26 protein-coding genes are annotated in these 24,180 nt (G+C 37.3%); 17 read left to right on the forward strand and 9 right to left on the reverse strand.

Annotation, left to right across the window (positions count from 1 at the left end; genetic code table 11):
• Positions 1-31: 31 nt before the first annotated feature.
• Positions 32-817 (reverse strand): transporter substrate-binding domain-containing protein, encoded by a 786-nt coding sequence (locus MHH37_RS01995; protein ID WP_342576199.1) that lies wholly within the window; start codon positions 815-817, stop codon positions 32-34.
• A 197-nt stretch (positions 818-1,014) separates the two neighbouring features.
• On the opposite strand from MHH37_RS01995, the gene MHH37_RS02000 reads away from it, so the two are divergent.
• Together MHH37_RS02000 and MHH37_RS02005 are read left to right on the forward strand one after the other, a co-directional pair.
• Positions 1,015-1,878 carry an AraC family transcriptional regulator gene (locus MHH37_RS02000; RefSeq protein ID WP_342574779.1) on the forward strand — a complete coding sequence of 288 codons (864 nt, stop codon included), beginning with the start codon at positions 1,015-1,017 and terminating at the stop codon, positions 1,876-1,878.
• Between the two features lie 60 nt (positions 1,879-1,938).
• Positions 1,939-2,112 carry a Fe3+ hydroxamate ABC transporter substrate-binding protein gene (locus MHH37_RS02005; protein ID WP_342574780.1) on the forward strand — a complete coding sequence of 58 codons (174 nt, stop codon included), beginning with the start codon at positions 1,939-1,941 and terminating at the stop codon, positions 2,110-2,112.
• Between the two features lie 53 nt (positions 2,113-2,165).
• On the opposite strand, the gene MHH37_RS02010 is transcribed toward MHH37_RS02005, so the two are convergent.
• Positions 2,166-2,492, reverse strand: a complete 327-nt coding sequence (locus MHH37_RS02010) for a four-helix bundle copper-binding protein (protein WP_342574782.1) — start codon at positions 2,490-2,492, stop codon at positions 2,166-2,168.
• A gap of 160 nt (positions 2,493-2,652) precedes the next feature.
• Between MHH37_RS02010 and MHH37_RS02015 the strand changes: the two genes are divergently transcribed.
• Positions 2,653-3,222, forward strand: coding sequence for a YdhK family protein (locus tag MHH37_RS02015; RefSeq protein WP_342574783.1), 570 nt, complete (start codon positions 2,653-2,655; stop codon positions 3,220-3,222).
• 244 nt (positions 3,223-3,466) lie between these two features.
• Positions 3,467-4,141, forward strand: coding sequence for a serine/threonine protein kinase (locus tag MHH37_RS02020; RefSeq protein ID WP_342576200.1), 675 nt, complete (start codon positions 3,467-3,469; stop codon positions 4,139-4,141).
• 54 nt (positions 4,142-4,195) lie between these two features.
• Here MHH37_RS02020 and MHH37_RS02025 read toward each other — a convergent pair whose 3' ends face one another.
• Complete coding sequence (locus MHH37_RS02025) at positions 4,196-4,735, reverse strand: PadR family transcriptional regulator (RefSeq protein WP_342574785.1); 540 nt, start codon at positions 4,733-4,735, stop codon at positions 4,196-4,198.
• 98 nt (positions 4,736-4,833) lie between these two features.
• On the reverse strand, positions 4,834-6,018 hold the full coding sequence (locus MHH37_RS02030; protein ID WP_342574786.1) for an ABC transporter permease: 1,185 nt from the start codon (positions 6,016-6,018) through the stop codon (positions 4,834-4,836).
• A gap of 256 nt (positions 6,019-6,274) precedes the next feature.
• On the opposite strand from MHH37_RS02030, the gene MHH37_RS02035 reads away from it, so the two are divergent.
• From MHH37_RS02035 to MHH37_RS02045, 3 genes are all read left to right on the forward strand, one after another.
• Positions 6,275-8,407 carry a beta-propeller domain-containing protein gene (locus MHH37_RS02035; RefSeq protein WP_342574787.1) on the forward strand — a complete coding sequence of 711 codons (2,133 nt, stop codon included), beginning with the start codon at positions 6,275-6,277 and terminating at the stop codon, positions 8,405-8,407.
• Positions 8,408-8,575: 168 nt separating this feature from the next.
• Entirely contained in the window at positions 8,576-9,274 is a 699-nt protein-coding gene (locus MHH37_RS02040) for an ABC transporter ATP-binding protein (RefSeq protein WP_065217462.1), read from the forward strand.
• A complete protein-coding gene (locus MHH37_RS02045; protein ID WP_340797719.1) occupies positions 9,264-10,589 on the forward strand; it encodes an FtsX-like permease family protein in 1,326 nt (441 codons plus the stop codon). The genes MHH37_RS02040 and MHH37_RS02045 overlap by 11 nt, the downstream gene beginning before the upstream one ends.
• A 174-nt stretch (positions 10,590-10,763) precedes the next feature.
• On the opposite strand, the gene MHH37_RS02050 is transcribed toward MHH37_RS02045, so the two are convergent.
• A complete protein-coding gene (locus MHH37_RS02050) occupies positions 10,764-11,546 on the reverse strand; it encodes a helix-turn-helix transcriptional regulator (RefSeq protein WP_342574788.1) in 783 nt (260 codons plus the stop codon).
• A 353-nt stretch (positions 11,547-11,899) separates the two neighbouring features.
• Entirely contained in the window at positions 11,900-12,160 is a 261-nt protein-coding gene (locus MHH37_RS02055) for a histidine kinase (RefSeq protein WP_082990900.1), read from the reverse strand.
• A gap of 166 nt (positions 12,161-12,326) precedes the next feature.
• Here MHH37_RS02055 and MHH37_RS02060 point away from each other — a divergent pair, with 166 nt between their 5' ends.
• Positions 12,327-12,452, forward strand: a complete 126-nt coding sequence (locus MHH37_RS02060; RefSeq protein WP_008406293.1) for a hypothetical protein — start codon at positions 12,327-12,329, stop codon at positions 12,450-12,452.
• A 210-nt stretch (positions 12,453-12,662) separates the two neighbouring features.
• Here the strand turns inward: MHH37_RS02060 and MHH37_RS02065 are convergent, their stop codons facing one another.
• Complete coding sequence (locus MHH37_RS02065; protein WP_008406295.1) at positions 12,663-12,917, reverse strand: GlsB/YeaQ/YmgE family stress response membrane protein; 255 nt, start codon at positions 12,915-12,917, stop codon at positions 12,663-12,665.
• Positions 12,918-13,068: 151 nt separating this feature from the next.
• Here MHH37_RS02065 and MHH37_RS02070 point away from each other — a divergent pair, with 151 nt between their 5' ends.
• Together MHH37_RS02070 and MHH37_RS02075 are read left to right on the forward strand one after the other, a co-directional pair.
• On the forward strand, positions 13,069-13,248 hold the full coding sequence (locus tag MHH37_RS02070) for a LamB/YcsF family protein (RefSeq protein ID WP_342574791.1): 180 nt from the start codon (positions 13,069-13,071) through the stop codon (positions 13,246-13,248).
• The gene (locus tag MHH37_RS02075; RefSeq protein ID WP_342574793.1) at positions 13,214-13,441 is read left to right on the forward strand and encodes a LamB/YcsF family protein; all 228 of its coding nucleotides are present in this window, start codon (positions 13,214-13,216) and stop codon (positions 13,439-13,441) included. The genes MHH37_RS02070 and MHH37_RS02075 overlap by 35 nt, the downstream gene beginning before the upstream one ends.
• Before the next feature lie 235 nt (positions 13,442-13,676).
• On the opposite strand, the gene MHH37_RS02080 is transcribed toward MHH37_RS02075, so the two are convergent.
• Complete coding sequence (locus tag MHH37_RS02080) at positions 13,677-15,071, reverse strand: polysaccharide deacetylase family protein (RefSeq protein ID WP_342574795.1); 1,395 nt, start codon at positions 15,069-15,071, stop codon at positions 13,677-13,679.
• A gap of 175 nt (positions 15,072-15,246) precedes the next feature.
• Between MHH37_RS02080 and MHH37_RS02085 the strand changes: the two genes are divergently transcribed.
• Together MHH37_RS02085 and MHH37_RS02090 are read left to right on the forward strand one after the other, a co-directional pair.
• Positions 15,247-15,993: a threonine/serine exporter family protein gene (locus MHH37_RS02085; RefSeq protein WP_008406301.1), complete on the forward strand. Its 747-nt coding sequence runs from the start codon at positions 15,247-15,249 to the stop codon at positions 15,991-15,993.
• A gap of 64 nt (positions 15,994-16,057) precedes the next feature.
• Positions 16,058-16,543 carry a threonine/serine exporter family protein gene (locus tag MHH37_RS02090; RefSeq protein WP_008406303.1) on the forward strand — a complete coding sequence of 162 codons (486 nt, stop codon included), beginning with the start codon at positions 16,058-16,060 and terminating at the stop codon, positions 16,541-16,543.
• Positions 16,544-16,578: 35 nt separating this feature from the next.
• On the opposite strand, the gene MHH37_RS02095 is transcribed toward MHH37_RS02090, so the two are convergent.
• A complete protein-coding gene (locus tag MHH37_RS02095) occupies positions 16,579-18,582 on the reverse strand; it encodes an EAL domain-containing protein (RefSeq protein WP_342574797.1) in 2,004 nt (667 codons plus the stop codon).
• Between the two features lie 310 nt (positions 18,583-18,892).
• On the opposite strand from MHH37_RS02095, the gene MHH37_RS02100 reads away from it, so the two are divergent.
• The 5 genes from MHH37_RS02100 (at position 18,893) to MHH37_RS02120 (ending at position 24,177) form a co-directional block, all read left to right on the forward strand.
• Positions 18,893-19,768, forward strand: coding sequence for a GNAT family N-acetyltransferase (locus MHH37_RS02100; RefSeq protein WP_342574798.1), 876 nt, complete (start codon positions 18,893-18,895; stop codon positions 19,766-19,768).
• Positions 19,769-19,939: 171 nt separating this feature from the next.
• A complete protein-coding gene (locus MHH37_RS02105; RefSeq protein ID WP_155889494.1) occupies positions 19,940-20,524 on the forward strand; it encodes a glycosidase in 585 nt (194 codons plus the stop codon).
• A 119-nt stretch (positions 20,525-20,643) separates the two neighbouring features.
• Entirely contained in the window at positions 20,644-21,543 is a 900-nt protein-coding gene (locus MHH37_RS02110) for an ATP-binding cassette domain-containing protein (RefSeq protein ID WP_342574800.1), read from the forward strand.
• On the forward strand, positions 21,530-22,738 hold the full coding sequence (locus MHH37_RS02115) for an ABC transporter permease (RefSeq protein ID WP_342574802.1): 1,209 nt from the start codon (positions 21,530-21,532) through the stop codon (positions 22,736-22,738). The genes MHH37_RS02110 and MHH37_RS02115 overlap by 14 nt, the downstream gene beginning before the upstream one ends.
• A 137-nt stretch (positions 22,739-22,875) precedes the next feature.
• Positions 22,876-24,177 (forward strand): GHKL domain-containing protein, encoded by a 1,302-nt coding sequence (locus MHH37_RS02120; RefSeq protein ID WP_342574803.1) that lies wholly within the window; start codon positions 22,876-22,878, stop codon positions 24,175-24,177.
• Positions 24,178-24,180: the final 3 nt, after the last annotated feature.

Below are 24,180 nucleotides of genomic sequence, written 5' to 3' on the forward strand. Positions count from 1 at the left end.
TACCTACTTCCTTTCTTATTAGAGGATTGAATTATTCTGGTTTTTTTGTGATGTCCTCACCAAAATACTCCATGCTAATCCGAGAAAGTGTTCCATCTTCCCGGAGTTTATCCAGCGCCTCGTTAACTCGCTTCAATAGGTTGGGGTTATCTTTAGGCAGTACAATTGCTTGTTCACTGCGTTCGATTAATTGCTGCCCTTCTACTTTAAACCCTTCTTTTGCAGCGTTTTTTCCGGTAACAAAATCGGTGATGACCGCATCATGACGACCACTGTTTAACGCCTGTAAAGCTGTAATGTCACTGTCATAGGTTTTAACATTGTCGGTATATCTGGAGGCTGTATCAGCATAGGTTGACCCTTTTGCTACAGCTACTTCTTTTCCGGCTAAATCATCGACAGTTTTAATATCACTATCAGGTCGGGTAAAAATTTGCGGTCCGGAATAATAATAGGGGGTAGAGAAAGCAACATGTTTGCTTCGCTGTGGATTAATCGTGTGGCTGGCAACAGCTACATCTGCACGGCCAGTTTTGACTCCTTCTACAATTCCTTTAAATTTAATCCGCTTTTGAACCGGTTCCAGACCGAGTTCTTTTGCGATCGCTTCGCCAACTTTGATGTCAAATCCTGACATCGTAAGATCCTCATTATTTACATAGCTAAATGGTTTAAACTCTCCAGAAGCAGCAAAAACAAACTGATCTTTATGTATCAATTCTGATCCGTCGGCAAGCTTTTCCTTTTCCGCACAAGCAGATAAGAAGCAAGCCGCGATAAAACTGAAAATCAATATGAACTTCTTTTCCAACCGCATATTACGTATCAACTCCTCTCATGTATTTCTACAATCTGTTTGGTTAAATATCTTACTAAAAAAGTGAATACCCCTTTTACCCGTTATATAAACAAAATGTGCCAGGGGATGAACCATATTAATACGATTTTTTTTGGTTGTAAATGTCGAGTATTTTTATAATTGCTTTGCTAATATATCCATGAAGGAGGGATATGTTGTTAAAAGAATTAAATCAGGTGATTGAATATATTGAAGATCATTTAACCGATGACTTGTCACTTGAAAGCATTGCACATTATGCCGGATGTTCCGACTATCACTTTAGAACCGTATTTTTTCATCTTTCTGGGATGACGTTAAATGAATATGTAAAGAACAGAAAACTATCGGAAGCGAATAAGGAATTATTGAATGGCGAAAAGGTAACGGATGTAGCATTTAAATATGGTTACCAGTCCGTCGACGGTTTTACAAGAGCATTTAAAAAATGGTGTGATTGCTTACCTTCAGATGTCATCAAAAAGAAAATAAGCAAATCATTTCCTAAACTCACATTTGTAATAACTGTAAAAGGAGGAGTTTCGATGGAATGGAGAATAGAAGATAAACAAGCGTTCAGTTTAGCAGGGGTAAGTAAGCGTGTGCCTATGCAATTTGAAGGTGTTAATCAGGAAATCGTAGAGCTGGCCAAAAGTATAACGGAAGAGCAGAGAAAAGAAATGCGTGCACTTCAAAATATAGAGCCTTTTGAAATTGTGAATGCATCTTATCATGCTGATGCGAATTTCCTGAAAGAAGAAGGGAGGTTAACGCACTTGATAGGTGTCTTAACGACTAAAAATGAGGTTAGTGAACAATTAGAGAAAGTGCAAGTTGAAGCATGTATGTGGGCGGTATTTCCAAATGAAGGTCCGTTTCCATCTACCTTACAAGAAACAATGGCCAAAACATACTCGGAGTGGCTTCCTACTTCTGATTATGAAATTATCAAAGCACCTACGTTTTCGTTTACTAAAATAGATGAAAATAAAAAGAATTATGCTTATAGTGAAATTTGGCTCCCTGTTCGGAAAAAATAGTAGGTAGGATATCCTTGCAGTATGGCAGAACAAGGCTAACAATTAGAAGGAGGGGATAGAGTGGCACTAATAACTCCGAAATGTATGAAATGTAATAATGAAATTAAAGACGATGAAAAAGTATTGGTTGAAGTGCGTTACCCGAAGCGAAAAGGGTTTACGGAAATCAAAGCTTATTTGAATCTGGAAGGCAAATTTATTTGTGAAAAGTGCTCAACTGAAATTAATATTTAAACTTATAAAAGTTGCTCCATTGGTAAATAAACCTGGAGCAACTTTCCGTATGTTTAGGCAACTTTTTTACATGCTTCTGCACATTTAAAGCACGCTTCCGCACATTTTTGGCAATGGTCATGATCGTGCTTTTTGCATTCATTTCCACATGCTTCACAAATTTTGGCACAAACGGCAGCCAGTTCGGAAATAAAGGGTGTACCTCTAGAAATCGCCTGTTCCAAGTAGTTGCAAATATCTGCGCACTCTCTGTCCAAACGGATACATTCCGTCATCATCTGAACGTGATCCTCTTTTAAGCAGGCGTCAAAACAGTGGTTGCATGCTGCCATACACTCATGTAAAGTTTGCAGCAATTGTTGATGTTGCTCATGTGACATTTCCCATTCCTCCTCGTAAGTTTGTACACTCTAATTTTCCCGTTATTTTGTCGGGTAAACTAATATAAAATAATCCTTAAAAAAATGTAAGGTTATGAAAATACCGTGCAGGGGTATAATAAGTTGGGGAACAAATTTAAAAAAAGGGAGAAATGCAGCGATGAAAAAAAAGAGATTAGTAACAGGTGCGCTCGTTTTAAGTACAGCGCTCGTTTTAGCGGCTTGTGGTGGAAATGAAGAAGAGTCAAACTCTACAGAAGAAATGGATCATTCAAATATGGAACATGCCCAAATGGACCATTCAAGTTCAGGTGAAGTACCTGAAGGATTGGCGAATGCGGAAAACCCTACATATCCAGTTGGCAGCGAAGCAATAATTAATGCCGATCATATGGGCGGTATGAATGGCGCAAAGGCAACCATTACCGGAGCATTTGATACAACTGTTTATATGGTTACGTATACTCCAACAACGGGTGGCGAGCCAGTTGAAGATCACAAATGGGTTATTCATGAAGAGCTTGAAGACGCTGGAGAAGCAGCATTCAATTCTGGTGAAGAGGTCGTATTAAATGCGGAACATATGGACGGGATGGATGGCGCGGCCGCTACAATTGATTCGGCTGAGCAAACGACCGTATATATGGTGAGCTATACAGATACTGAAACAGGTGAGGAAGTAACGCATCATAAATGGGTTACAGAAAGTGAACTTTCCCCTGTGGAATAAAGCCCAAAAAATAATTAAGCCTTAGTTAATAAATAGGTAAGGTCCTTCACATAATGGAGTGAAGGGCTTTTTACATATTGAATAAAGCGGTAAATTACATGAACTAGTGTATTTAATGTTAAACTCAATAAATAAACATATAGTGAATATAAAAAGACGAATTTCATTTTGAGCAATATAGAATCCCTTTAAAAGTAATTGGATCATGTATTTTTCTTTTAACACTGATGAAGGGAAAGATGATATGGTAAAAGACTTCGAAAAAGTAATGGAAACTCTCTCAAAAATAAATGTATTATCCAATCCGAACAATGAGCCAGTTACGATTATTGGTGAAGCAGAGAATTTGAAATGTGTCGGAATCGGGACGGACGCGGCAGTTTTTCGGTCAGAACACACCCCGGCTTATGCATTCAAACTATATGCGAAAGATAAATCAGCCAAAGTAATGGTGGAAGAAAGTGTTTACCGGAAGTTAGGCAATTCGCCTTTCTTTTCAACCTGTTTTGGTTCGAACGACAATTGCCTCGTATTAAGTTACGAGGAAGGGAAGACGCTATTTGAGTGTATCCTTGAAGGCATCCATATTCCGGAACAGGCGATAAATGATGTCGAAGAAGCAAGAGAATATGCGCGCAGTAAGGGCCTGAATCCGCGTGATATTCATTTGAAAAATATACTGCTGCAAAACGGCAGAGCTAAAATAATCGATGTTTCCGAATATACGATGTCCGGTAATGATTTTCGATGGGAACATTTAAAAAAGGGGTATGAGCAATACTATCATTTAATTGACGGAAAATCCGTACCGAGTGGGGTGGTTGAAACCGTTCGTAAATGGTATAACAGGCGAGGGAAGAAATCATTGTCATTTGAAGAAATTACAACACCTATTTTAAAACTTTTCTTTAAAAATTGATAAGTTAAAAAGCCTCGCATTTTGATGATATATTCATCTGAATGCGTGGCTTATTTAAATAGATCCATTTCGTACTTTTTCGATCAGTGAAGAAATCCATTCACCTTCATTATTAAAACGACTTGTAAAATAGCCGGTTAAAAAATCCCCACCTTCTTTTTTAGAACCTTCCAGCTTAACTTGCATATTCAAACTTGTAATATAATCTATTTTCTTTTCAAGCTTTTTTAATTTCTCTTCAAGAATCATAATGATTTTTGCACGATCTACAAAGTCCAGATTCATTAATCCAACAATTGTATCTGAGAGAGAATCAGCTTTTTCAAAAAGCTGATAAATTTTTTGTGGAAGTATTGCTAGGCCCTGTTCGGTAATGGCGAAAACTTGCTTATCGGGCCGATTCTCTTCTTTAATGATCTCTGTTGGTTCGATAAGACCCTGCTTTGTCAAAGATTCAAAATGATAATAGAGCTTGCTTTCCGTCAGGTGCGCCAATTTATCAAAAGGAATCGGTTCTGACAGCTCTTTTTTTAGTTTATATGGATAGCTGCTTTCTTTCGCTAACTTGCTCAATATATAAATTTGGATGGACATAGTATTCTCCTATACTTTATACATTTTAATCTCCGCTTATATAAATACAACTCGTGCTAAAAATAGCACGAGTTGTATTTTTTCTTAGTTTAACAAAGTTATGCCATAACTTCATCCGCTTTTTTTAAAGAAGCTGGTTGTTCAGCTGGTGCATCAACTGGAAGCGGCTTATGGAAAACCCAAACAATGATAATATTAATAAGCATTGCTCCGGCTCCCACTGCAGCTAATCCCCATAGGTATGGGGCAGGGCTGATCGAACCAAACATAATCGCTAAATACGATTGAACAGAATGGTACATCGGCGTAATATAGCTAAACCATTCATATGGTGCGTACATCATATCACGTGGAATCGTAGCACCGTTCGCCAACGTTTGCATAAGCAGAATCGGAATGTTAAGAATCATACCGCCTTCACCAAGGATAAAGATTGGAATTGCACACACATTAAATGCAGCCATATATAATAACATCTGCTGTCCGGCAACAGGTAACAATACCGATGTGTCGACATCTGCAATTAGAAAGGCAACAGTTAATGAAGCGATAGTTGAAAGTATCGCAATTATTAAAGCAGTCAACTGTACATAAAAAAATAATTTTGTTTTACTCGCCTTACCACGGCTCGCTTTAAATGAACCGACTAACTGCATTCCTGCAATCATTGCACCTACATAACAAGCCATTGTTAAAAACATTGGCAGCATACTATTATGCATTCCCGTTGGCACATCATTCATAATGACATAGTTACCAGTGTAGCTATTTTCGATTTGCTCAGCCATTTCGGCAGCCTGTTCTTTCGGAAGGTTGAAGTTCATTAAAATTCCTTGAGCTGTTTGTTGTGAGAAATTTGCACTTAACTCATTATTAATTTGAGTAACTACAGATGACATAGAAGAGGAAACCATTGTAGATGAGGCTTCATTAACTGTGAAGTCAATGTTTGTTCCTTTACCGCTTTGTGCATCCGCTGAGAAGTTTTCAGGGATATGAATAACTAATGCAAGTTCATTGTGCTCTAAATCTTTCAGAGCTTGTTTATTTGTTAAGTCTGTTTCGATTGACTTAAATGGTAAGCTTTCGCCTAGTTGCACAGCGATCTGATTACCTGATTCGCCTTTGTCTTCATTTACGATGGCAATTTTTAATTCATCCATATTGCCAGGAATTGCTGTGTACCCAGGTAAAAAGATTCCAAGCATCGCTACCGCATAAAATATTCCCATAAAAATAGAAGCAATTGCCCCTTTTGATTTTAAAAACTGTTTAAATTTCACGTATTGTTTCCTCTCTTATACAATCTTTAATTTAAGTACTCTAATTAAAGTACTTTGTTTTTAGTATTCTATATTATTAATGATTTATCTGTAAAGTAATAAGTAGGTCATAAATATTACGATAATGTGAACGGTTAGAAATATAAAAACATGATTTATAAAGAGAAGATTACTTTATAAAAATCGAAAAATTCTGTAACTTTTACACTTTTTCTAAGTCTAATTAAATACAAAGTATGGAAAAGGAGGATTTAACATGAAGAATGGCAAACTTTTTGGAATGGCGCTTGTCACTTCACTCGTTGCGGTTTTTGCGCTAAGTTATTTTATGTTCTTCAAAAACACGGAAGTGCAGGCAACTGGTATTTTATTCGAAGGGGAAACGTATTCCATTACGTTAAAGCAGCCAATTACTGAAAAAAGTTTAACAGATGGGTCCATTCTAGTAGTCGGTGAAAACGATAAAAGCGCAAAGGCGAAATTGTCGGTTGATAAAGCCGGGACTACTATTTCTGTCGATGGACTGGGTGTAGGGAAATATACGCTCCAAATTAAGCAAACAGCATACGCAAAGAAAGCAAAATCGCAGCAGGAACAGTCGGTTGCACTTGAAGTTGTAAGGAAAGTGGAAAAACTTACGTCAACGGAAGATTTAAAAGATTATTTTAGGGCGTTTGTAGCGCAAGAAAATGCGGCATCTAGTCGCTCTAATGATATGGTAAAAGAGGAATCGGCAATGTCGATGGAAAAAAGTGATTTAAGTAGTAGCGGACCGAGTTATTCTACTACAAACAACCAGGTGGAGGGCATTGAAGAAGGTGACAGTACGATTACGGACGGCCGATCGATTTATACGATTGTCGACAATAAAGTAGTCATTGTTGATGCAAAAACTATGCAGGTAGTAAAACGTTTAAAGGTAGGCAAAGACATTTATCCATCGCATTTAATGCTGCATGATCAAACATTAATTGTCGGATACACACAGTATGTGGAAACACAAAGAGAGCCGCATTATGACGGGAAATCGGTAACAAAAATTGCCTTTTACGATATAAAAGATGCAAAAAATCCAACTCTCGTACGTGAAGTGGGGCATGATGGGGATATTACGAATATCCGTAAAGCAGGCAACTATTTGTACGTTGTATCAAGTCGTATGCCGAACTACTGGCTGCTTCAGGAAACACCGGATGTAGAGCTCCGTCCATCTACGTACGATGGGGAGAAGGAAACCATTATGCCGGTCGATAAAATTCGTATGCTGCCTGAAAGCAATGAACCAAATTATTTGATCGTATCAGCAATCGATGTGAGCAATGTAAAGTCGAACGCATGGAAAACAGAGAGCTTCCTAGGTAACAGCGGGCAACTATACATGTCAGAAAACGCAATCTATATTGCATCGATGAATCATTATGGTTTCTGGCCTGTAATGGAGCGCACCTCTCTTGACGACACGGTATCTAATACAATGCCAGCAAATCAAAACAATGAAACGACAATATATAAAATTTCAATTGATAAAACAACGGTAAAAATGACAGCGCAAGGAAAAGTACCTGGTTCAGTATTGAATCAATTTTCAATGGATGAGCATGATGGGCATGTACGGATAGCTACAACAGAAGGCAGTGCATGGGGAACAACGGCCAATTCGAAAAACCATCTATTCATTTTGGATGAAAACTTAAAACAAGTTGGTGCGGTCAATGATTTAGCGAAAGGGGAACGCATATACTCAGCTCGCTTTATGGGAGATAAAGCGTATTTAGTGACATTTAAAGAAACAGATCCACTCTTTGTCATAGATACGAAAGATCCAACTGCGCCGAAAGTGTTAGGGGAGCTGAAAATTCCGGGCTTCAGCAATTACTTGCATCCAATTGGCGAAAATCACCTCCTTGGTATTGGCTATGATACGGAAGTGAAGATGGAAGAAGGTTCAAAAGAGCCGGTTGTCTATACAAATGGCATGAAACTGAGCCTGTTTGATGTAACTGATTTCAATAAACCAAAAGAACAGCAGGCGGTTGTAATTGGTGGTCGCGGAACCAACTCTCCTGTGCAATATGACCATAAAGCTCTATTCAGAGATCCGCGCCAAAATTATTATGGCTTCCCTGTTACAATTTACTCGCCAACAGATGAGGAAGAGCAACTAAAATATGAAGGAACAGGTGCTCATATTTACAAGGTAACACCAAAAGGGATTGAGCTTGTAGCCGACATGATCGAAAAGGCGCGTCCTGGTGAACAATATGAAGATTCGTATAATGTTGTACAGCGTCTTCTCTATATTGATGATGAGCTGTTTACAGTATCTCGTTCCAAAGTGACGAGCTTCAACGGAAAAACATTTGAAAAGCAACAGATGGCAGGTTTCTAATTTAGACTCAACCACAAGCGCAGGTGGAATTGTGCTTGTGGTTTTTGCATGTATTGAAAAAGTTAAAGGGGGTATTCAGGATTTCTTAAGAATTTCTTCATATTTAGCCTTTCTAAATATTAAGATTTGCCCTTTACACTGAAGTTAAGAGAAAAGGAGTGAGCGATGATGATTAAAGTAAAGAACTTACAACATACATTTTCTATCGGTAAACGCGGAAAGGAAAGACAGGTTCCGGTACTTAAAGATGTATCATTTGATGTGGAAAAGGGGGAAATCGTAGCGGTCGTTGGGAAAAGCGGATCAGGTAAATCGACGCTGCTTCAGATTTTGGCGGGTTTTATGAAACCGGAACACGGTTCAATTGTAGTAAATGCACAGGAAATTGCAGGATTTAATGAGATTCAGAGTGCAAAATTTCGTTTGGAAAACTTCGGCTTCATCTTTCAAAACTTTCAGCTGATGCCGAGTTTGACGGCATTTGAGAACATTGAATTGCCACTAAAGCTGCAAGGGATGAACGTTTCAGAACGCAGAAAACGAGTTGAAGTAATTATGAAAAAGGTTGGTTTAACTGAAGTGACCGACCATTACCCGAACGAGCTATCGGGCGGGCAGCAACAGCGGGTAAGTATTGCCCGTGCTCTTGTGACGAACGCGCCGATTTTGTTGGCGGATGAACCGACAGGAAGCCTTGATTCAGAGACAGAGCAAGATATTTTAATGCTCATCCAGCAGCTGAACCGCGAATTGGATTTGACATTTATTATTATTACGCATGATGAGGAAGTGGCAATGATTGCGGACAAGCGCTTTCGTATGCATGACGGTCAATTGGTGAAAGAAGGTGAACACAATGCTATTTAAAGATCAGGTGGATTTTGTGATGCAGCATATTAGAAAAAATAAGCTGCGTGTTTTTATGACGGTATTGGCCGCAACAATGGGCTGTGCGTTTTTAATTGTGCTAGCCTCGATTGGATTTGGATTACAAGATTCGATTGAAGATGAAATTCTATCAAGTGAGACGGTGACACAAATAGAAGTGCTCGGTAGTCAAGCGCTGTTTACAGCAGAGGAAGTAGCGGATATACAAGCGGTGGAAAATGTGCAGACGGTGTTAAAAACTACGAGTGTGGATGCTAATGTAGAGGGCTATATGGGAGACCGTGATACATTTACATCATTGCGTTTAGTGGACTTTACTGATTATGCATCGATAGCAAAACCGTTAGCGGAAGGGAAATATCCGGAAAACGAGAATGAGATTGTTGTCGGATATCATTTTGGACAAACTTTATTAAATGAAGCAGACCGCAAAATAATTGAGGAAAAATCAAAGGCAGCAGAAGCAGAAGGTACTTATTACGACGGTGCTGATGAAGGTTATAAGGAATCGCTTATCGGCAAGGAAATTGAGATTGCTTTAAGTACGCATGAACAGCCGGAAGTATTATCAGAGCGTATGACGTATACGATTGTCGGTGTTATGCCAAAGCCGGCTTATGAATGGGCAATCGAAAACCGAATTTATATGATGGACGAGCAACGGGAAGTGGTTGAAAATACTTATAACCAGGTAGTTACAGAAAAGGGAGCAAGCGATTTCCAGCTGTTTTCAGAGCGTTTTGATATTTATGCGGAAAGCTTGGAGTATGTGAAGCCGATTTTAGAAGAGTTACGTGAAAAAGGCTACGGCGTATATTCAGTTACAGAACAGCTGGATGAGTTGAATGTCTTTTTCCTAGTATTAAAAGCAGGGCTCGTTTTCGTTGGAACAATTGCTGTCCTGATCGCATCGATCGGTATCTTTAATACGATGACAATGGCGGTTACGGAACGTACACGTGAGATTGGTGTATTAAAAGCAATTGGTGCAAGTCCGAAACTGATTCAACGACTATTTCTAATGGAGAGTACCTTTATTGGAGTCATTGGAACAGTTCTGGCCATTGCAATTTCTTATGTTGTAAGCTTTGCAGCGAATGCACTATTGCCGCTCATTTTAAAAGCAGCAACAGGTGAAGATGGCTTCAATAATGTACAGTTTTCAGCGATTCCATGGCAGCTGGTAGTCATTGCTGGAGCGATCAGTATCGGAGTAGCGATGATTTCCGGATTACGCCCGGCACGTAAAGCAACGAAAATTGAAGTAATGCAGGCGTTAAGACAGGAATTGTAAAATGGAAATGCATGTCGTTGGAAATAATTTTAATTAGTTCAAAATGGAAAATAATTAAATGAAGTTAAGGACCAAACATATTTTTATATGGTTTGGTCCTTTTTAACCTTCAATGAGAAATTGGATATTTATATTATTTACCTTCATTTTTAGATATTACAGGAAATTTTATCTTTAAAACTCTTCAAATTTCTTCTTTGCTTTCTGTTTTAATTTAAAACCAAACCGACCTGTATGCTCATCGTTTTTAACCAATAATTGATATGCGGAAAGAATTGTAAGACCACGAACCGATATATATAGACCAACAGCTATTAAAAATACAAAAACCGGATAATAAGGAACCAAAATTCCCATCTCTAATTTGTTCTCTAACGCAAAAGCTAAGAATCCCACCGCCAGTAAACAAGCACCAATCACCATTATTCCGGAATTTTTCCTTTTAAAGCCCTCGTATCTCGCTGATAGCTCTTTGAAATAATTGGAATCAAATAATAAAACTTCTTTTTTGAGAATCGAATATTGCCCTTGATCAAAACCTAATGTCGCAAAAGAAATGATCCCTAAAGCCGCAATGGCAATAATTAAAAGAACCCCAAGCATTGAATTTGTCCCCATAATTAAGTACGGCTCAAACGCCAATGCAAAAAGTCCAAAACCCAACGCAATATGTTTAGCGGTTTTTTGAGTGCTTAACAAAAAACCTTCTGCCATCTCTTTGCTTACATAATAACCTGCTTCATTTCCTTCATTGTTCTCAACAGAATCTTTCAATAAGTAATCAATCGATACTTCAAAGATATTTCCAATCATTAAGATCTTTTCTGTCTCGGGAAATCCTTGACCATTTTCCCATTTGCTAATTGCCTGTCTTGAAGTGTTTAGTTTTTCAGCTAAAGCTTCTTGAGAATATCCTTTTTCTTTTTTTAGCTTAAATAGTTTTTCACCAAATTCCATTTATTTCAACTCCATTCATTTTGTTAGTTATAATGTATAAAAACATGGCCGTTCTTTCTATCACGTGGTGAATGCAAATTGTCAACTTGAGGTTGCATTGTTGTTATAACGGGCTTTTAATGCCTATTTTAAAAAGTGATAAACATTAAAAAATGATTAATTAAGGATTGTGTCATTTTTTATTATAGGGCATATTGAGGAATGAATTTAAAGTAAAATGGATATTCTTGTTATAAATAATTTGAACAAATTAATGATTTATCTTTGAATTAACAGAGCAGAGCATTTATACACTTTTTAGCAAGACCACAAATTAATGTTTTTAATTAAGTGCTAAATCAGGTGCAAATAAATTAACCAGTCATGATAATAAAACCTCTAATAGTGACAACTAATAAACTTAGTATTAATAGTGAAGATAAAAGTACTGTAATTGTTTTTAAACGCCCCTTAACACTAAATATTGCAGTGAAAAATGAAACGATTAACATTGATATTAGTATCAATATATCCCAAGAATCAGGTAATGGATGTAATGCTTGTGGGATAATAAAACCAAAAACAATAAATGCGATGATCATCAACAATGAAATCATACTTAAATATTTTCTCAACTATTCATCACCCCTCCGTAATGTATAATTCTACCATATTGTTTAGGTGCTATTTCTACAAATATTCATAAAACCTTTTAAAGGTTTTTATCTCCATCAACAGAACTAAGAGTTACGTGGATACTTATTACATGAGATAAAAGAAACATGGGAGAGGTTATTTGATATGGATTGGCTTGAGAGTCGTCCTAAAGAATGGGCAGGCAATTTTGAAGATGAGTGGATGCAGGGTGTTACACCAAAAATTACAATGAATCAGATTGTCAAAGTGGAACGATTTATAGCTAAGTAATATGTTCTTTATATTGATGCGTTAATAAGTATCAACAATCGGGTGCAATTGTTGAATAGATACTTATTGATTTCACGGAGTGGGGGATTGTTAAGTATAGTAAGAACAAAGTAAAAGCGGCCCTCCCCAAATTAAATTGAGGAGGGCCGCTTTAATGCTTACATCTAATTCACTTAATCGTATAAAGATAAATAAAAAGATGTATTAAGCTTACGAAGCTCTACGCATAGATTTCATAATAAAGCTTACAACGAACACAAGTATAATGGCACCTATGATAGCAGGGAAGATATAGAAATCAGAAACTTTAGGTCCCCAACTTCCTAGAAGCATACCGCCAATCCATGCACCAATAATACCTGCAATAATATTACCAATAATTCCACCTGGGATATCTTTACCCAAAATGACTCCTGCAAGCCAACCGATAACTCCACCAATTATTAAAAACCAAAGAAAACTCATACTGTCCATCTCCTATTTCTTATTTTAATTATTTCGCGATAGTGGTTTATAACCTTTATTAGCTTTCTTCAAACATTTCAGAGGAAAAAATTTTTGGAAATTTTAAAGGAGCTAGCGTTTGTACCAATGAACAGTTGAGAAATGTCTAGTTTTGCAAAAGGGTTTCCAACAAGCGCAGCTGCTGCTCCAGCTGAAAATAGGCCTGCTCCGCCTGGATTTACTTTTATATGGTTTGGCATCAAGTAAATTAACTGCTGCCGGTGAAAAATTGGGCTTACAAACAGTACATGAAGTGTTTGCGGACCGTACATATAGGCGGATGGTACATTAACATCCCGCACTATGCCAAATGCACCATTACTGATGAATCAAAAGCGATTACACAAATTATCGAAATGGTGAAAGAGGGGACAGTGACCTCTGTCCAGCAAACGAAAGTAGCGCTCCAGGCACATAGTATTTGTGTGCATGGAGACGGAGCGCATGCAGTGCAATTCGCAAAACATGCACGTCAGGAACTTTAACAGCAGGGGGTAACGGTTCAGGCATTTCGTTCATTTAAGTGAGGACTTGATTGTTCAAATGTTGAATTGAGGATTATTAGGTGAAATGTGGGGATTATGTTGATGGAAATGAGGGTTAATTGCCCTCAAGTGAGGATTAAATGCGGGCATCTGAGGATTTTCCCGAAATAGTGAGGATTAACGCAAAAAAGAGTGGCGAATATAAACCACCACTCTTCTTAAAATTCACTTTCAATTAATGATATGGCAAAATCTCAGAAACCGTTAAAAACTCATAACCTTCTTTTTGCAAGTAGGCAAGGACTGGCTCCAGTCCATCCGCTGTAGATTGGTGGATGTCATGCATTAACACAATTGCGTTATTATGCAATGCTTCTTTTACCATCGGAAACAGCTTTTCTGAATCTCGATATTTCCAGTCAAGAGTATCAATCGTCCAGTTGACAGATTTACATGGGATTGCATTACGTACAACATCGTTAATCGCACCGTAAGGAGGACGGAATACTGTAGAATTTTCACCGATCGCATGAATAATTGCTTCCTCTGTGGAATTGTACTCCTTTTCAATATCAGTAATAGACATTTTCGTTAAAACGGGATGTGTCCACGTATGATTGCCGATTTCATGACCGCTATTACGCACTTGCCGTACTAAACCCGGATAATATTGTGCTCGGCTGCCAAGCATAAAGAACGTTGCTTTTGCATTGTACTTTTCCAGAAGCGCTAAAATCTGTTTTGTTACTTCTGGGTGTGGACCATCATCAAATGTAAGGGCGATCCGTTTCTGAGATGAGCCCTTATCACTTTTAGGAATAATCGTATTTTCGGATTGCATTGCTATCTGGAAATCAGATGCTAAAAGCGGATTGATGAATGATAAAGGAATTTCAACTACTGGTATACCTGCTTCCGGTTTTGTCACTTCCCCTTCATTAAAATAAATGAATAGAGAGTCATTTTTCAATGCAAAATGTTTAAATAAACGCCATTTCGGCTCTGTAGCGAATGCAAGCTCCTTTTCTAATACATACTCTTTGTAAGCCGGATTTTTAAGCATTTCCGATTGGATGTGTGCTGCAAATGTTTTCAGACTTTCTAAATCCTTATTTAATAGGGCACGAATATCAATCAGCCCGCCTGTTTCATAATCAATTAAAAATGTTTCAACCGTTGTTTGCTTCTCGTCGGCATTTAAAATCATATTATTCGTTAAAACAAAGGAGTAATAATGATCGTGCTCGAATGTTTCAACAGTAATCGTCAGATCGCCTGTTAACTTCTTAGTTTCTTGCTGCAGGCGTATCATGTTTATGTAATATTGTTTTGATTGTTCTATATAAGTCGTAATCTCTTTATTAAAAGCTTCATATTCCGTTAATGGATATTGTACGGTATAAGGCATTTTTTTGTTGTCTGAACGATCTGTGACAATTTTTATTCCCGGGAATTTTGATGCTTCCTCCGTAATGGTATGCTCTTTAGCGGATGTTTTGTCACTGTGCGGAAAAATCGGATCATCGCTTAAAAAAGTTAAAAAAACGATAATGGCACCTAAAAAACCGATAGCACCAATAAGAGTTAAATCAATCCAAGGACCACGCCGTTTTCTGTAAGGGTTTGTCATGATGCATCGGGTTCCTTTCTAAATGGGGTAATCTATATCATATTGACCAAAACGATGGTCACTGTAAATATTAAGGAAATACGCTGTTCTGTCAGCATAAATTGCATGAAAAAAGACTGTTATTTTCCGAGTGCTTCAAGTAATATGAGCTAAGAAGTGGAAGGGGGTCCCTTAAATGAATGCTGAAAATACTGAACTGGCGCTTGACTGCTTTTTGCTTGCAGGTCGTATTATGATTGAAAGCGGTGCTGAAACATATCGAGTGGAAGACACAATGCTACGAATGGCTCGTTCTCAAAATATGATGAATGCACAAAGCTATGTTACGCCAACAGGTATTATTTTCTCTCTAGGTAAAACACAGCCAACTCAAATTACATCGATTCCAACACGAATTACGGATTTACATCGAATTGTGCTTGTAAACAATGTTTCACGTAAGCTTACATCTCAAATGATAACACTAGAGCAGGCGTATGACGAGTTAAAGAAGATCGAAAAAACAAATTATTTCCTCCCTATTTCCATTCAAGTTTTGGCTGCATGTTTAGCGAGCAGTGCTTTCTTATTGCTGTTTAAAGGAACATTATCGGATATCCCAGCTGCCTTTGTTGCAGGGGGCGTCGGTTTATATATTGTGACGATTCTTCATAATATGACCCGCGTGAAATTTTTCTCCGAGTTTTTAGCATCGGTAGGGGTAGGTGTTATTGCATCCCTCGCAGTGCATTTTAATGTCGGTACGGAAATCGACAAGATTATAATCGGATCGGTCATGCCTCTTGTGCCTGGTCTGCTCATTACGAATGCAGTCCGTGATTTAATGGCAGGACATTTCACTGCAGGGATGGCAAAGGGTGCCGAAGCCTTTTTAACAGCTTTTGCGATCGGTTCAGGTGTTGCGCTTGTGCTTTCTCTCTAGTTAGTGAATCAATTTCGGAGTGCGATCATTCCAAGGTATGATCGATTGGAAGGAGCGTTCGTTGGTGGAGCATGTTTTAGCTCAAATCGTTATCAGTTTTATAGCGACCGCCTGTTTTGGTGTCATTTTTAATGCCCCGATCAAAACGATCCCGGCATGTGGCTTCGTCGGTGCTGTAGGCTGGGCAGTATATTATGTTCTGTTTGAAGGCGGACTGGATGATGTTCGAGCATCCTTTGTTGGGGCATTTGTCGTCTCATTAGTAGCATATTTCTTTGCACGCAAGTTTAGGATGCCGATGATCATATTTAGTGTGTCTGGTATTATTCCGCTTGTCCCTGGTGGCATTGCATACAGCACGATGCGAAATGTGATGGAGCTCGACTATATTGCAGGTTTGGAAAATGGAATGCGTGCATTTATGATTTCCGGAGCGATTGCGATGGGACTTGTATTTGCTGAGGTAATAATGCAGATCATTTTGCGTTTAATGAGAAAAGGAAGGACTTCGATTCAATCCTTTACTAAAATAAAAAAGAAAAGCTCGTAAAGCACTGATCGTCAGTGGCCTTACGAGCTTTTTGATTACAGTAATAACGAAGAAATTTCTTCTGTAGAGCTTGGTTTGCTTACAAAGTAACCTTGGATGAAATCACAGCCGATGCTTGTCAGGAATTGCATTTGTTCTTCTGTTTCCACACCTTCAGCAACAACGGTCAGATTCATTGATTTTCCTAGTTGTACCATACCGTTTACGAGCTGCTGGTTTTTTTTCGATTTCAGCGAGTGGATAAATGTCTGGTCGATTTTTAAAATGGAAATAGGTAAAAGCTGCATGTAACGGAATGAGCCATAACCTGTTCCAAAGTCATCAAGCACAAACACGATGCCTTCTTTTTCAAGTGCACGCATTTGCTTAATAATTCCTGTTTCGGCTTCAGCTTCCAATGCAAACTTTTCGGTAATTTCGATTTGCAGTAAATTTGCCGGACAGCCAGTACGTTCAAGTGTTTCCAAAATTGACTTGGCCATATTTTTATCACGGAATTCGCGTACAGAAGAGTTGATGCTCACTTTAATTGCATGGCCCGCATTTTTCCATAGGACCGCCTGTTCACATGCTTTTTCCAGCATAAACGAACCGATATTATTTATTAGACCTGTCTCTTCCGCGATAGGGATCAGTTCATCAGGTGATACTGCGCCGATTTCCTCATCATCCCAACGCACTAATGCCTCAACAGCTGTAATATTACCACTTTTTAAATCAACTTGAGGCTGGTATAGAACATGAAGATTTTTCTGATCTAATGCAAGCAGTAATCGCTTTTCAACAATCGATCTGCGGTTTAATGCAGCATGTGAAGATTTTGATAAAGAGACGATGCTGTCACCGCCCGCACTGCGTACAGAAGCTATCGTAGCCAATGATGCCTTCATTAATTGAGAGAAAGTCATTTGATCTTCCGGGAAGCGTGTAATCCCGCCGCTTAATGAAAGGGGAACTGCTACATTTCCGCTGTAGATTGGATTTTGCTGTAAATAATTCAGGAAACCTTGTGTAAACCATTCTGGCAATGGTGTAATTACGACAAATTCACTTTCATTAATACGAGCCATCGTACTATCTTGGAAATACATTTTCATGCGTTTCGTAAATTCTACGATAAGGGAATTTCCGGCTACGCCATCATGCAAATCTTTAATTGTGTAAAACTTATCAATACTTAAGTAAACAAATGAAAAATGCCGGTCTTCTTCAATCATTTCCCCGATAATTTGTTCCAGACGATGAACATTCATCATTCCTGTTTCTGTATCAATATATGCGATTTTCTCCAGCTGAAACTGAATTTTTTTCTCTTTTGTAATATTTCGCTCAATCAGCAAATACTCGTTCTTTTCAGATGTTTGACCCATCATTGGAATGGCCGTTAAATGTACCCAGTAAAGTTGCTCATCTTTTGTCAATTTCTCGACTTCGCCTTGCCAAACTTGTCCGTTTTGCAATGTTTTCCAAATTTCTAAAACAACTTTTTCTGATTCGGGATTTTGCGGGAACAATTGCCACAATGTTTTACCGATGACCCGTTTTGGTGTCCAGTGGCTTGCTGTTAAAAATTGCTGATTTGTTTGAGTGATAAAGCCGTCCTGGTCAAGTGTAACAGTCATGAATGATTGGTGGATCCCATTTTTAAGGTCCACTAAATGTTGCTGTTCTTCATCCATTAAACGAACTTCTTCATTTGGAATACAAAGAACAGAAATCGCTTGTTCATTTAAGAAAACTGTCGGCTTCGTATAAAGGGTACATATTTTGGGAGATTGTCCTTTTAATGAAAGAGGGATGTTGTGCAAACATAACGCTACCGAACCGGTTAAAATGGTTTCAATGACATCGTCACCTACTTCTGAAAAAAGCGTGTCGTGTATGGACTTACCTATTAGTTCTTTTGTCTCTTTTGATATATAGTCCAAATGACTGATATTTTCATGGACGAGTGTGCCATTAGGTGAGAGTACAAAAGAAGGAAAAGGGGTATCTAGTAGTGGCTCAGTACTAGTAGAATAGATTTGTTCTTTTGTCATAAGTTAAGTCTCCTTAATTAATTAATTCATATTGCAATTATAATTAAATAACATAGTTTAGTCATTTAAGATGAATTTTTATTTGTAAAAATTAATCATGCATAGGATTATTATACCTTATTATTGGGTAATAAGTAGTTAAATTTATGCATCTTTACTAGAATAATTGTATCATGAAGTTTTTTTGTTTTTAATGAAAAGAATATTTGTGAAAAGATAAATTTGAAGGGATTCATGCGTGAGTATTGCGTTACTTCGATAGCTTTACTAAAATAAAGAAATTATAGTAGTTAGAATTGGAGTAGAAAGAATGAATTTATCGGCAATAACAGTGTCGTTTCCTTTAGATGAAGAAACATATGAAGAATTACAGAAATTATGTAAAACAGCGGCCGTCTGTGATGGCGTAGTATTAAATCAAGTAATGAATTTACCGATAGCGAAAAGCTATGAAATACGGGGATTTTATGTTCTTGTATATGATGATGAAAAGAATTTATTGGTCGGAGCAGGTACTGCTGTCGATATGATGGGATTAAATACGTATGAATGGTCAATGCTCGTTGCACCAATGTACCGTCACCTTGGAATTGGAACGGCAATTTTGAATGTGCTGAAAGATGGCATGGCGATGCGTGAAAGTGAAGGAGAACTTGCATTAATCATGGAAGGTTCTCATTACGGTAAAGAATTTCTTCAAAAGAATGGGTATTTATACAGCTTTTCTGAAGCGACATTGGAAGCCCGTGCAGAAGTTCTTCAAAAAGAGGGAGCTGTTACCTTACGCCCATTTATGCAAAAGGATACCGAAGCACTTGTCACGATATTCAGTGATGCGTTTGGCGATATGCGTGAGGAGTCATTGGAATTAATCGAGTTTAATACAACGACTGAAGGCCTAGTCATGTGGACAGCCGAAATTGATGGTGAAGTTGTGGGAACAGTGACGACTCGTAAAGAAGGCGAAGTACAATGGATTACGGCATTTGCTGTTTCCCCTAAAAGACAGCGCCAAGGAATCGGTACACAAATTTTAAACTTCGTGAAAGATTATGCGCTTCGGTCAGGTGACAAGACAATTTTACTCGATGTGGAAGTCGAAAACATGGCAGCCCTTCATGTATATGAAAAAGCCGGTTTTATGAAGTCATCCCAGCTTGATTACTATATTTATATTGGATTGTAAGCCAGTAGATTTAAGTGCTTACGAAGCAAACGTTCATGATTATATGAACGTTTTTTTTTATGCGAAAAAAGAACGGTAATGATTGGTTTCTTGGTTTTGAAGATCCTTTAAACATTAATCAGACAAACAAAATTATAGTGAAATCAGGCAATTACCAAAAGGGGGGATATTTTGAAAGTATTGATTGTTTCAATGTCTACTTTGTTTATTGAAGCATTACAAATAGCGATTCGTGATAAGCGCCCGGCTTGGCAAGTAGATACTTATGCCATTCAAGCTCCTCTTTTTAATCAGGCATTACGGAAAAAGATTAAAGAACAGTGTATTGATGTAGTGGTAATTGAAACAACAAACCAGCATTTTGCGCTGATTATTGAAAGTTTAAAAAAAGTGAAGGGCCCCGAAGTAGACATTATGCTTCTTGTAGATTCAAGAATGGGGGAGGTTTACCATCTATTAAAAGATGAAGAACGCTGGGCAAGTGTGACAAAAAATACAAGGTTGGACGAATTTGTACTACTGATGGAATCGTTTAAGAGTAATATATCAAATTTACTTGAGGTTTCATTAAAAGAGTTGGATAAAAAAATCCTAAGAGATTTAGCGGTTGGTCATACATTTGAGTTCATCCAGCATAAACGGGGGATGTCAGCAGAAGAAATTGATCAGTCACTTTATCGGATTAATACCTATTTTAAAGTACCGAATTATATCGAGTCGATCAGTAAGGCATTTGAACAGAAAATCATTACGTAGTTAAACATAAAAGGAGGCAAAAAAAATGAAAAATATTTTAAGAACTGTAGTTGGAGTTGGTATTGGAGTCGTCGTTATTTCTATTATTAAAATGTTCAGCTAAGGGAGGAACGGTGCAAATGACCTTTCAAATTAAAAATTTAAATAAAAGCTTTGGCAATAAAAAAGCAGTGAACAATATTTCCATTCAATTAGAAGAAGGACAAATCCTTGGTATGCTAGGCAGAAATGGTGCAGGAAAAACAACAACCATACGTATGATGCTAGAGCTGATTCCTAAGGATAGTGGTCAAATCTTATGGAAAGGAAAGCCTTTCTCAAAGAAAAACTTGAAAATAGGTTACTTACCTGAGGAACGTGGACTTTACGCTAAAATGAATGTTTTAGATCAAATTATTTACTTTGGTATGTTGGAAGGTATGAGCAAAAAAGAGGCGAAAAGCGAGGCACTAAAGTGGTTGGAAAAGCTTGAAATCTCTTATGCGGCGAAAAAGCGTACCGAACAATTGTCGAAAGGGAACCAGCAAAAAGTACAATTAATTACTGCGATAATACATGACCCGAATTTTATCATTTTAGATGAGCCGTTTAGCGGGTTAGATCCCGTTAATGCAGATATGTTAAAAAGAGTCGTAAAAGAATTAATCGCTAAAAAGAAAACAATCATTTTTTGCAGCCACCAAATGGAACAAGTTGAATCATTCTGCAGCCAAATCTGTATTTTAAAGGATGGGAATATGATTGTTTCTGACAAGTTGGCAAATGTAAAGAGCTCCTATGACTACCGCTACTTGGAGCTGGAAACTTCAGCTGTCGACTTGAAGGACTATCTTACGCTTAAACAATATGATTTCACCGAGGAAAACAACCGTTATAAGTTACGAATTCCAAGAAGCGAAAAAATATATCAGCTCATTCAGGAGTTTGGCGAGAAATTCGAACTTCAGGGGATTTCGTTAAAAGATCCAAGCTTGCATGAAATCTTTATTGAACGGACGGGAGGCGATGTCATTGCGTAATTTCAATATTGTATTCAGCACCGTTTTCAAAGAAGCTGTGAAGACAAAAGCATATATATATATTACGCTCGGCATGCTCGTATTAAGTGTATTGCTATTTGCCTCCCCGTCGATTCTTAACAGCTTCACGAAGGACAGTTCAGAAGAAACATATAAACTTGTGAATCGAACATCTTTAGAATTATCCGAACAAGAGCTATCTGGGGTGGTTGGGAATTGGCAGATTGTAAACGATGGAAGGGTAGAGAGCCTAAAAGAAGAGATTAAAACAGAAGAACTCGCAGGCTTTTTTGTATTGGAAGATCGATTGGACATAATGCAGCTAAATATTTTTATGCCAAAAGTGAACAATGAACTACTGCTCACGTTAGAATCTTATATTGAACAAAAGAGAGTGGCGTCTATTGTGGAAGCTCAATCCATTCATCCGACAGTTGTTCAGGCATTAAACGCACCATTGCAGACTAACTTTGAATCATTATATGAAACAGAGCCAAATGCCTTACTTATTGTCTATGGATTGATTGCGATTATGTTTTTAGCCATTTCCACATACGGGAATAATGTCGCAACAGCAATTGCCTCTGAAAAATCTTCCCGAGTGATGGAGGTCATGATTACAAAGGTAGCGCCAGTACCGATGATGTACGGCAAAATTTTAGGTATTGGACTAGCAAGCTTAGCTCAATTATTTATCTTTATCGGAGGCCTTCTGTTATGGGCAAACTTAGGGGTTTTTAATATTCCTGAAGGTTCATTTGTCCAGGCTGTAATAGAGACAATTACTTGGGAAACAGCAGCATATATTCTCATTTTCTTCATCATTGGATATTTCATCTATGCGACTTTGTTTGCAATTGTAGGATCGATGGTAAGCCGTCCGGATGATTTATCGAGTGCAACAATGCCAATCGTGATTTTATTAATGGCCAGTTTGACAGTAGAAATATTGTTTGTCATGGATTATCCGGAAGGGACGTTGACAAAAGTAACCTCGTACATTCCATTTACAGCACCAATGAGCGTATTGATTCGTATTGTCTATAATACAATTGCCCCGGTTGAAATTATCGTTTCATTGATGATCATGATTTTATTTATTGCCTTATTTGCCGGTGTAGCTGCAAAAATTTATCCAAAAGGCGTTCTGAAATCCGATAGTTTAACAATAAAACAATTATTTCAATTTAAATAATAGGTATTCGGTTTTCCTTTATCACAGAAGGTTATAAGAGTTTTTTCAAGAGCTAAAGCAGCTTTTGGAAAAACTTTTTAATTTTATTAATTAGTATATAATGGATATAAAGTGAAATTATAACGGAGTGGTAATGAGTGGATGGACTTACAATTGAATTCATTTTATTGTTCATTATTCAATATATAATGTTACTATTTTTTAGCACATATGTATTGGACTTGTCATGGTCAAAAAAACAATTACTAACGATTTTACTAATTATATTTTTACCAACTTTTATATTGTTTCAATTTTTTGATGCAATCTCGATTTTATATTATTTAGCTATATTGGCAATAATGATTTATCGCAAAACCCGTGTCGTTATTCATATTTTCCATGTATTTATGGCCCTTATTTTTTTAGTTATTTCGGATAATATTTCAAGTATAGTGATTTTCTATTTGCTTGGTGGAATCAACAATGAACAACTAACATTTTTCAGCTTTACGATATTGTTCATTTTATTGGGCTTACTTTTTGCTTTTTGTTATAAACGCATTGCTAAATATTTGATTAATCGGTGGGTATTCCATCATTACGTATCCTATATACTAGTGTTTCTCAGTGTAATTACAGTAGTGTTTATGTATATCAACATAATGAATATTGACCATGAAAATTTTAATGAGAGCGTCCAGAATAATTTGGCAATGTTTTTGATTTATCTAGCATTACTGACAATCAGTATTTTTGTCATTGTCTTTTTAGCAATTAAACAATTTAAAATGGAACAACGGGAACAAGAAATAAATAACTTCGAATCCTATGTTGCCTCACTTGAACAAATTAATCAGGATATGCGTAAGTTTAAACATGATTTCGTTAATATCTTATCTTCTTTACGTACATTTATTGATGATAAAAATTATGAGGGTCTCCATACATACTTTTATGACCATATATTAGAAACGAATCATCAGGAACAATTAAATCAGCAAGCGATGATGGTGTTGAATAATCTAAAAATAAATAGTTTGAAAGGGTTATTAACGACAAAAATCTTACAGGCACAATCCCATCACGTTCCCTTTCATATTGAAATTGTGGAAGAAATCAATGATATACCGGTAGATCCGATTATTTTAAACCGTATGGTAGGTATTGTGCTGGATAATGCAATTGAAGCAGCACGGGAAATCGAGAATGGCCAAGTACGCGTTGCCTTTATTCAAATAAATGAAGCCATTTTATTAGTCGTAACTAACAAATTTGATGAATCAACAAATATAAAAGTACATGAAATTTACCAAGAGGGTTTTTCAACTAAGGGAGAGAGTCGAGGTATAGGCTTAGCTAATTTACGTCAAATGAAAAATAAATTACAAAATGTTAGTTTAAATACGAAAATTAGCCCTCCTTATTTTATTCAGGAAATGGAGTTTAAAAAGGGGTAGATT

It is taken from the genome of Solibacillus sp. FSL K6-1781 (assembly GCF_038630735.1).
In the GTDB taxonomy this organism is placed as follows: Bacteria; Bacillota; Bacilli; order Bacillales_A; family Planococcaceae; genus Solibacillus; species Solibacillus silvestris.

Bases quoted from the DNA above. Each gene is read 5' to 3' on its own strand.
- MHH37_RS02010 (WP_342574782.1), bottom strand. From the start codon at position 2,492: ATGTCACATGAGCAACATCAACAATTGCTGCAAACTTTACATGAGTGT.
- MHH37_RS02085 (WP_008406301.1), top strand. From the start codon at position 15,247: ATGAATGCTGAAAATACTGAACTGGCGCTTGACTGCTTTTTGCTTGCA.
- MHH37_RS02095 (WP_342574797.1), bottom strand. From the start codon at position 18,582: ATGACAAAAGAACAAATCTATTCTACTAGTACTGAGCCACTACTAGAT.
- MHH37_RS02015 (WP_342574783.1), top strand. From the start codon at position 2,653: ATGAAAAAAAAGAGATTAGTAACAGGTGCGCTCGTTTTAAGTACAGCG.
- MHH37_RS02065 (WP_008406295.1), bottom strand. From the start codon at position 12,917: ATGAGTTTTCTTTGGTTTTTAATAATTGGTGGAGTTATCGGTTGGCTT.
- MHH37_RS01995 (WP_342576199.1), bottom strand. From the start codon at position 817: ATGCGGTTGGAAAAGAAGTTCATATTGATTTTCAGTTTTATCGCGGCT.
- MHH37_RS02080 (WP_342574795.1), bottom strand. From the start codon at position 15,071: ATGACAAACCCTTACAGAAAACGGCGTGGTCCTTGGATTGATTTAACT.
- MHH37_RS02100 (WP_342574798.1), top strand. From the start codon at position 18,893: ATGAATTTATCGGCAATAACAGTGTCGTTTCCTTTAGATGAAGAAACA.
- MHH37_RS02115 (WP_342574802.1), top strand. From the start codon at position 21,530: ATGTCATTGCGTAATTTCAATATTGTATTCAGCACCGTTTTCAAAGAA.
- MHH37_RS02020 (WP_342576200.1), top strand. From the start codon at position 3,467: ATGGTAAAAGACTTCGAAAAAGTAATGGAAACTCTCTCAAAAATAAAT.
- MHH37_RS02025 (WP_342574785.1), bottom strand. From the start codon at position 4,735: ATGTCCATCCAAATTTATATATTGAGCAAGTTAGCGAAAGAAAGCAGC.
- MHH37_RS02110 (WP_342574800.1), top strand. From the start codon at position 20,644: ATGACCTTTCAAATTAAAAATTTAAATAAAAGCTTTGGCAATAAAAAA.
- MHH37_RS02060 (WP_008406293.1), top strand. From the start codon at position 12,327: ATGGATTGGCTTGAGAGTCGTCCTAAAGAATGGGCAGGCAATTTTGAA.
- MHH37_RS02050 (WP_342574788.1), bottom strand. From the start codon at position 11,546: ATGGAATTTGGTGAAAAACTATTTAAGCTAAAAAAAGAAAAAGGATAT.
- MHH37_RS02045 (WP_340797719.1), top strand. From the start codon at position 9,264: ATGCTATTTAAAGATCAGGTGGATTTTGTGATGCAGCATATTAGAAAA.
- MHH37_RS02035 (WP_342574787.1), top strand. From the start codon at position 6,275: ATGAAGAATGGCAAACTTTTTGGAATGGCGCTTGTCACTTCACTCGTT.
- MHH37_RS02040 (WP_065217462.1), top strand. From the start codon at position 8,576: ATGATTAAAGTAAAGAACTTACAACATACATTTTCTATCGGTAAACGC.